Annotated in this window: 9 protein-coding genes; 5 read left to right on the top strand and 4 right to left on the bottom strand. The window is 66.8% G+C overall.

Going from position 1 to position 7,480, the window contains the following annotated elements; all coding sequences use genetic code 11:
• Nucleotides 1-7: 7 nt before the first annotated feature.
• Both FJV41_RS29720 and FJV41_RS29725 read right to left on the bottom strand, forming a co-directional pair.
• Nucleotides 8-892 carry a CPBP family intramembrane glutamic endopeptidase gene (locus FJV41_RS29720; protein WP_174485305.1) on the bottom strand — a complete coding sequence of 295 codons (885 nt, stop codon included), beginning with the start codon at nucleotides 890-892 and terminating at the stop codon, nucleotides 8-10.
• 56 nt (nucleotides 893-948) lie between these two features.
• Nucleotides 949-1,404: a MarR family winged helix-turn-helix transcriptional regulator gene (locus FJV41_RS29725; RefSeq protein ID WP_141645957.1), complete on the bottom strand. Its 456-nt coding sequence runs from the start codon at nucleotides 1,402-1,404 to the stop codon at nucleotides 949-951.
• 90 nt (nucleotides 1,405-1,494) lie between these two features.
• Here FJV41_RS29725 and FJV41_RS29730 point away from each other — a divergent pair, with 90 nt between their 5' ends.
• On the top strand, nucleotides 1,495-1,938 hold the full coding sequence (locus tag FJV41_RS29730; RefSeq protein WP_141645958.1) for a DUF697 domain-containing protein: 444 nt from the start codon (nucleotides 1,495-1,497) through the stop codon (nucleotides 1,936-1,938).
• Between the two features lie 198 nt (nucleotides 1,939-2,136).
• On the opposite strand, the gene lepB is transcribed toward FJV41_RS29730, so the two are convergent.
• Nucleotides 2,137-2,640 carry a signal peptidase I gene (lepB, locus tag FJV41_RS29735; protein ID WP_174475831.1) on the bottom strand — a complete coding sequence of 168 codons (504 nt, stop codon included), beginning with the start codon at nucleotides 2,638-2,640 and terminating at the stop codon, nucleotides 2,137-2,139.
• Between the two features lie 672 nt (nucleotides 2,641-3,312).
• Here lepB and FJV41_RS29740 point away from each other — a divergent pair.
• Nucleotides 3,313-4,545, top strand: a complete 1,233-nt coding sequence (locus FJV41_RS29740; RefSeq protein ID WP_306440908.1) for a DUF2380 domain-containing protein — start codon at nucleotides 3,313-3,315, stop codon at nucleotides 4,543-4,545.
• Complete coding sequence (locus FJV41_RS29745) at nucleotides 4,542-5,012, top strand: NUDIX hydrolase (protein ID WP_141645961.1); 471 nt, start codon at nucleotides 4,542-4,544, stop codon at nucleotides 5,010-5,012. The genes FJV41_RS29740 and FJV41_RS29745 overlap by 4 nt, the downstream gene beginning before the upstream one ends.
• A 33-nt stretch (nucleotides 5,013-5,045) precedes the next feature.
• Here the strand turns inward: FJV41_RS29745 and FJV41_RS29750 are convergent, their stop codons facing one another.
• Nucleotides 5,046-6,437, bottom strand: coding sequence for a M20/M25/M40 family metallo-hydrolase (locus tag FJV41_RS29750; protein WP_141645962.1), 1,392 nt, complete (start codon nucleotides 6,435-6,437; stop codon nucleotides 5,046-5,048).
• Between the two features lie 82 nt (nucleotides 6,438-6,519).
• Between FJV41_RS29750 and FJV41_RS29755 the strand changes: the two genes are divergently transcribed.
• On the top strand, nucleotides 6,520-6,894 hold the full coding sequence (locus FJV41_RS29755) for a response regulator (protein ID WP_141645963.1): 375 nt from the start codon (nucleotides 6,520-6,522) through the stop codon (nucleotides 6,892-6,894).
• A gap of 16 nt (nucleotides 6,895-6,910) precedes the next feature.
• A partial coding sequence (locus tag FJV41_RS29760; RefSeq protein ID WP_220137901.1) for a DUF4339 domain-containing protein occupies nucleotides 6,911-7,480 on the top strand: 570 nt, incomplete at its 3' end.

Consider the following 7,480-nt stretch of genomic DNA (forward strand, 5'->3'; position numbering starts at 1 on the left):
GTCGTCCTCAGGCTCCCTGGCCTTGTGCGCCTGTCAGCGGGGTGGGCGCCTCGCTCTGTCGCGTTCCCTTCCAGCGCGACAGGGCGAGGATGAACAGGCACAGCACCACGAGGGTGACGACGGAGGCCTCCAGCCCGTAACGGCCTCCGGTGAGCCACTCGGGCTGGCCGTGGAAGACAGGCATCCACATCCCCTTGAACTCCTCACCGCTCACGCCGAAGCCCAGAAGGCCCAGCAACCCGTTCCAGCCCACGTGCACACCCACGGGAAGCGCGAGTCCTCCCGTGCGCAGGTAGCAGAGCCCCAGCATCCATCCGGCCAGGAAGGTGGCGGTCAAAGCCACCGTGCGCGCCCCTCCGTCCATGCCGGGATTGAAGGCATGGGCCAGACTGAAGACGGCCGCGAACACGAGCTGCGTCCACATAGGCCCCATCCCTCGGATGGCGCGCTGGAAGGCATAGCCGTGGAACAGCGTCTCCTCGAACAGGGCCACTCCGAGCATGAACCAGGAGACCTTGAAGATGGCGGCGGCTCCGTTGCTCGCCGCTCGCTCCAGATGGAACCCGTCCAGCGAGAAGACGACCGCGGCCACCGCCCCCACCAATGCCGCGCCACCCAAGATCCCGAGCCCGAAGTCACGGGCCGAGCGCCGCACCGGGAGGATTCCGAGCGAGGACAGGGGCTCACGCTCGAGTCGAAGGCACAGCCAGCTCGAGAGGAGGACGCCGAAGAAGGCGCAGAGCGGCCCCGAGACGATTCGCCGCAGCTCGACAGGCAGCTGTTTCTGGAGGAGGACGAGGCCCAGTATCAGGGCCACGCTCAACGCGACGGAGCCCAGCACCTTCCAGCCATTGCGGAGACGCCGCTCACTGTTGATGAAGATGGATTTCATGGGTCTGCTTCTCTCGGTTGGAGATGGCTCTTCCGCGCTGCACGGGGACATCATACCTACGCGCCACGGCGCTTCGATTGCCGTCCCCGCGCACTGGCGACTCGCTCGTCGAAGGACTTCGTTTCGAGGGCTTGGATGGCGCGCTCGAGCACCTCGGAGAGCGGCACGGGAAGCTCAGCATCCAGGCTGGCCGCGGCGCTCGCGGTGGCCTTCCAACGCGACTGGAGTCCCGGGAGCAGCGCCCGTCCCGACGGACTGAGGCGAATCCACCGCTGACGCCCATCCACTGGCCCTGGCTCCGAGAGCACAAGCCCGTCCTTCACCATCAACGCCAGCGTCTGCGTGGTGGCGGGCTGGGTGGTGTCGGACGCCTCGGCGAGCTGACCGATGGTCATCGGCTCGTCTTGCATCAGCGCCCGCACCAACGGCGTGTAGCGAGGACGGTAGGCGAAGCCCTCTTCCTCGTAGACCCGGCCGACCGCTCCGTCGAGAAGCTCGAGCAGGTGTCGCAACTGCGTTCCAAGACCCCGGTGGTGCGCCCTCTTTCGAACCCTGGTCGGAGTCCTTAAGGTGGGAACGAACGACTGATTGGGAGAACATCCATGTCCGCAGAGAAGGCCGCGCGAAGCTGGGTCGAGGAGAGCGCCCTGCGCGCCGCGGGTGCCGCCGCGATTCCCATCCCGGTGCCGGGTGCGCACACGGCGCTCACGTCCGCCATCGAGGCGTACATGATCTACCACGTGGCGGGCATCTACGGAGAGAAGCTCAGCCTCGGTGAGGCGCTCGGCCTGGTGCCCACGCTGGGCGCGGGCATCGTCGCGCGCAAGGCGGCCAGCAGCATCGTCGGAGAGACGGTGGGATGGATTCCCATCGCGGGCTGGCTGCTCAAGGGCGCCGCCAGCGGTGGCACCGCGTTCGCCATGGGCGTGGCGGCGGTGACGTACTTCGAGAAGAAGTACCCGGGCCGCGATGCGATTCCGTTCGACACCCTGTCCATCAAGGACTGGGTGAAGGCCGCGCTCGCGCAGCTCGGCGTCAAGAAGTAGCCGAGGCGGAAGGCACGGGTCCACGACACGCGGGCGTCCTCGTAGACGCCTTCGGCGTTGGAAACGGCATCTCCTGTCGTTGAGTCTGGTGATGAAGCCTCTCAAGCGGCCTCTGGCAAAGGCAGACAAGGGACTCCATTGGGGCGCGTCTGGCTGAGGCGCCGGCGCCCCCCCCGACCGGGGAAAGGCCGGCTCCCGTCACAGTGCTCCCGCGCGCTCCGGCGGCCAGAAGCGCAACCAGGCCTTGCCAGTGACGGAGCGTCGCGGCAGGGGACCCCAGACATGTGAGTCGCTGCTGGCGTTCCGGTTGTCACCCAGGACGAAGAGCCTGTCCTCGGGCACGCGCGCGGGGCCCCACTGGTAGGTGGGCGCCGCCGCGACGTAGGGCTCCTGGAGGAGCCGTCCATCCACGAACACCTGCCCGTCGCGCACCCGCACCTCCTGACCCGGCAGGGCAATCACCCGCTTGATGGCGATGTGCTGGCGCAGGTCACCGGAGCGCACGAGCTCGGGAGGCGGCTCGAAGACGACGACGTCCCCGGCCTGGGGCGGATGGACGCGGTAGGACAGGGTATCCACCACCAGCCGGTCACCCACTGCCAGCGTCGGCTCCATCGAGCCCGAGACGATGAGCCTCGGGTGCACGACGAAGCCGCGAAGGAGCACCGCCAGCAGCACCAGCGCGCCCACCCCGATGACCATCCTCCACGGAATCTTCCACTTTTTTTGTGTGTGAGCAGGCGCGTCCTGGCAATGATTGCTCATTCGTCTGGGTCTACCCTTTCAAGGGCCTCTCGAACTCTATACACTATCGGATGGGACGGGCTTCGGCCCGCCCCATGTCAAACAACCGCACAACACAGGAGGCCGGATGAAGAAGACCTTGAAGATGGGGCTCATCGGATTCGTGCTGGGAGCTGCTGTTGCCGTGGGTTCCGCGACGTTGGGAAGCGAGGAGACGGTCGCCGCTCCGTGCTGCTCGAGCTGTGATGATAATGACCTCCGCTGCTGGCGGATTTGTAGCCCGAGCTGCTGAGCGCCGAGGCCCTGAGGGGCACCTGAAGCGACGACGGGCTGGGGACGGCAAGGTCCCCGGCTCGTTGTCATTGGAAGATGCCCCCCCGGGACGCATGAGGAAAGTGGCGCTGGAGGTGGGCCCTGCGTACGCATGCCGTGCTGTTGAGTCTGGTGATGCTGGTGACGGGCTGTGCCTCCCAGTCGCCCGCCTCCGGAGCGGGCAGGCCCCGGCGCTATTCGCAGCGGGACGGCCTGGCTGACGACTCCAGTCCGCGCCACTCCGGCACACGGGAACGACGCGACCGCCCTCGCGAGAATGAGGCAGTGGCCATCGCGGACAGCCAGCAGCGAGTCATATTGACTCGGCAAGCAGTCGTGGCGGCGGTGGACAAAGTGAAGGGCTCCACGGAGGAACTCTCCAGTGCCATCCCCAGGCTCGCGGCTCACACGCGGGGCCTTGGTGGAAACGCCGACCTCTTCACGCGTTACTTCGCCTACGGCTCGACCCAGGTACCCTGGCTTCGTGACGCACTCCGAGGAACGGCCACGCTCGTGGAGGTCTCCGAGTCGGTGGACGACCCGGACATGGCGGTGGGCCTTCTCAAGATGGCAGGGCCTCGCCTCCAGGCGGCCATGGCTGGAGTCATGCTGCTGGCGTCCTGGTTCGACTTCCTCCAGCTCGCCGACGCCCTGCTTCAGCAGTGCCCGTTCTACAGCGTGGAACAGTTGCTCACGGACATGGACCGCGTACAAAAGCGGCTGGAGCCGGCGATGACGGCGCTCTCCTCCCTGGATCCAGGACGCGTGGAGGCCACGGCCGCCGCGATGCCCGAGCTGATGGGGAAACTGACCCAGGAGTTCAGCACCATTCGCGAGGGGGCGCGCATGGCAATGGAGCGTACAGGGCAAGTCATCGCGGCGGCACAATTCCTCGAACTGGTGGCCATGGTTTCGGCGCTGCGCGTGTCGCTTCCCCGGCTGCCTCCCTCAGGGCCCGTCCTCCTAGGCGCGCGCCTCGCTGTGGGTCCAGGTGGAGTGATGGCGGGCTCGCACCTCGTTGTCTCCGCGGAGTGGGTGGAGATGATGCGACGGCTCGTACAGGCAGGAGTCATTTCCATGCCGGTCGCTAGCGCGGCTGTCCGTGTCCACGCCGGACAGGTGTTGATGGCGCAGTCGCACCGGGACTTGCCCAAGGGCGTGCGTGAAGCCCTGGGCGACAGCCCCGAGGTTCGTGGCATGCACGAGACGGGCAAAGCCGGGGCGGGCATGGCGGACGCTCCAAAGCACCATGTCCTGCCACGAGAGCACCGTAAATGGTTCGAGCAGCGCGGCTTCACGGGCCCCATGGACATCGACCAATTCTGTGTCCGGATGGAGCGAGCCCATCACGAAGCGATTCATGGTGGTGGCGACTGGCGACTCGGGCGAACCTGGCCTGGCGAATGGAATCGGATGATTATGGCTCTCCTGCAGAAAGCGGAACGTAGAGCTGGCCACCAGTTGTCGCGGAACGAGGTCTTGAAGGTCGTCTCACAGAGCATGAAGGATTACGACATTCGGATGAGCTTCACTCTGGGTAGCAGGCGATGACCGACGGGCGTTCCTGGCAAGGCAACTGGAAGGCGCGACTCTACGAGCGCGTCCGCGCGCATGGTTACGACTCCCTCACTGCTTTTGCCGAGGCACGTCCCACCGCGTCGTTGGTCGAGTTGGCCGAGGAGCTGGGAAAGGACGATCTCGCGGGCGTGCAGGTCTTCTCGGGGCTGGTAGCCGAAGCGGAACGAAGCCATCAAGTCACCCGGCTGGTGCGCAGTCAGTTCGTAAGAGAGTTGCATCAGCAGCTTCCGGACGGATGGCCCTCCGTGTTGAACGACAGCACGCGTTTCGATGTCGCTCATGCGCTTGCTCGGTGGGGCAGCTACACTCCTGAAACGCATCAAGAGCGCGTCGATCAGGTGGGCGATTCCCTTCTCGCGATGCCGCCTCCCCCTGGATGGCGCCCGCTCGGTCCCGACGACGACCTGCTCCGCACGCTCTTGCCCGACGACGAAGCCTGACCCACCCAACGCCCCTGAGCGAAAGGCCACCACTCACCGCGCGGTGAGCGCGCTCGCCAGCTCCTCATACAAATGGATGGCGCTGCGGATGGACTTCTCCCAGTCCCCCACGTGCAGGCTCTCGTTCTCCGAGTGGGCGTACGTGTACGGGTCCTCCACGCCGATGAGCAGCGCGGGCACTCCGCCCAGCTCCTTCGCGAAGGGCTCCACGAAGGGAATGGACGCGCCGCAGCCGATGGCCACCGCCTTCGTCCCATAGCCCTTCTCCAGCGCACGGAAGGCCGCCTGGAACGCCGGATGCGACGGGTCCGTGTACCACCAACCCGAGGCCCCCTCCGTGTGGAAGCTCACCTCCAGCCCCCACGGACACACCTTGCTCAGGTGCTCCTTCAGCCGCTGCTCGACATCCCGCGCCTCCAGGTCCGGGACGATGCGGATGCCCACGCGCGCCCATGCCGCGTCGCAGATGATGTTGCGCGCGTCCTTGCGAGTGCTCGCCTGGATGGCGTTGATGGCGATGCTCGGCTGCCGCCAGTTCATCTCAAACGGGTGCCGTCCTCCCAACACCTGGACGCCCGGCAACAGCCCCACCTGCTCGCGGAAGGACGCCTCGTTCCCTGGCAGGGACTGGATGCTCTCGCGCTCGCCCGGCGTGAGCGGCTTCACCTGCTCTCGCAGCCCTTCAATCGCGATGGAGCCGTCCGCGTGGGTCAACGTCGCCAGCATCCTGCACAGCGCCATCACCGGGTCCGGCACCGGTCCACCCCACATGCCGGAGTGCACCGCCTGCTTCAACGCGCGCACCTCCACGTCCACCGTGACGAGCCCCCGCAGCGCGGTGGTGATGGACGGCAGCCCCGTGTCGAAGTTCGCCGTGTCCGTCAGGACGATGGCGTCCGCCTTCAACAGCGCCGAGTGCTTCTGCAGGAATGCGGACAGATGCCCGCTGCCAATCTCCTCCTCACCCTCGATGATGACCTTCACGTTGAGCGGCAGCCGACCGGAGCCCTTCAGCCACGCGTCCACCGCCGACGTGTGCACCACGATGCCCGCCTTGTCGTCCGCCGTGCCACGCCCGTACAGCCGGCCATCGCGCAGTTGTGGCTCGAACGGAGGGCTCTTCCACAGCGACTCGTCGCCCGCTGGCTGCACATCGTGATGGGCATACAACAGCAACGTGGGTGCGCCTGGAGCCCGCAACACCTCGCCATAGACGTAGGGGTGGGCGCCCTCGATTTCGAGTAGCTGGATGTTTTCAAACCCACGGTCTCCCAAGAGTCGAGAAGTCGCCTCAGCGCTCTGACGCACCCGGGCGGAGTCGAAGCCAGGAAACGAGACGCTGGGTATGCGCACGAGGGCCATGAGGTCCTCGAGGTAGGCGGTCTTCTGGGACTCGAAGTGAGAGAGAGCCTGGGCGATGGGCATGCTCACCCCTTAACCTAAAAAGGCAGGCAGGCGCTCCAGGTCCTCGCGCGGATGTTGCGCGGTCCAAGTATCATGCGGCGCCATGTCCGACACCCCGACACTGCTGCTCGTCGACGACGACAGCTTCGTGCGCCGCATCCTCAAGGACGTCATCGCCGACACGGGCATCGAGCTGCGGTTGCTCGAAGCCGCGGACGGAGAGGAAGGCCTCGCGGTGGCAGCGCGCGAGCAGCCCGCGGTGATGTTCCTGGACCTCTTCATGCCGAAGAAGAGTGGGCTGGAAGTCCTCGGCGCCATCAAGCAGGTGTCGCCCAACACGCGGGTGCTCGTCATCAGCAGCATGGATGCGGAGCCCGTCGTGGAGCAGGCCATGGCCGCGGGCGCGGTGGGCTTCGTGGGAAAGCCCTTCCATCCGCTGGAAATCGCCTCGGCCGTGCGCCAGGCGCTCGCTCACTGACTTCAGAGGTGTCTGCGTGTCGTCTCCTGCTGTCGGTTACTGGGTAGCGGACAACCTGGGCCGCGTGTTGGGCCCCCTCGCCCTCCAGGCCCTTCGAGAGCTGATCTCCTCCGGGAGGCTGAAGGCCGCCGTGCGCGCCTCCCGCGACGGCACCCAATGGGTGGCCGTCCAGGAGCTGCCCGAGCTGCGTGACTTGTTCGCGGCCACCCGGCCCTCGCCCTCGGTGGAGCAGCAGCAGGCCGAGCGCCTGCGCACCCAGCTCCGGGGTCTTCAGAACCTGCCGCCCCACGAGGTGTTCGGCGCCAAGCCGAACGCGAGCCTGGACGAAGTGCGCCTGGCCTTCTTCCGCATGGCCAAGCGCTTCTCGCCCGAGCACCTGTCACCGGAGACGCATCCGGAGCTGCGCAAGGTGTCGGCGGAGATCTTCGACTTCCTGTCGCGCTGCATGCGCGAGGTGGAGGTGTTGTACGCGCAGGGTGCCTACCAGCAGGCCCGGCCGCTGCCTCCCCGGCTGGACATGGACGGGCCGCTGCCGCCCCCGCCTCCTCCGCCCGTGGCCTCGGTGGCGCCCGCCGTGGTGCCGCCC

This window comes from Myxococcus llanfairpwllgwyngyllgogerychwyrndrobwllllantysiliogogogochensis, assembly GCF_006636215.1.
GTDB classification, from domain to species: Bacteria; Myxococcota; Myxococcia; order Myxococcales; family Myxococcaceae; genus Myxococcus; species Myxococcus llanfairpwllgwyngyllgogerychwyrndrobwllllantysiliogogogochensis.

What these genes read in the sequence shown, in the direction of transcription:
- FJV41_RS29720 (WP_174485305.1), bottom strand. Translation starts at nt 892, where the DNA reads ATGAAATCCATCTTCATCAACAGTGAGCGGCGTCTCCGCAATGGCTGG.
- FJV41_RS29730 (WP_141645958.1), top strand. Translation starts at nt 1,495, where the DNA reads ATGTCCGCAGAGAAGGCCGCGCGAAGCTGGGTCGAGGAGAGCGCCCTG.
- lepB (WP_174475831.1), bottom strand. Translation starts at nt 2,640, where the DNA reads ATGGTCATCGGGGTGGGCGCGCTGGTGCTGCTGGCGGTGCTCCTTCGC.
- FJV41_RS29745 (WP_141645961.1), top strand. Translation starts at nt 4,542, where the DNA reads ATGACCGACGGGCGTTCCTGGCAAGGCAACTGGAAGGCGCGACTCTAC.
- FJV41_RS29750 (WP_141645962.1), bottom strand. Translation starts at nt 6,437, where the DNA reads ATGCCCATCGCCCAGGCTCTCTCTCACTTCGAGTCCCAGAAGACCGCC.
- FJV41_RS29755 (WP_141645963.1), top strand. Translation starts at nt 6,520, where the DNA reads ATGTCCGACACCCCGACACTGCTGCTCGTCGACGACGACAGCTTCGTG.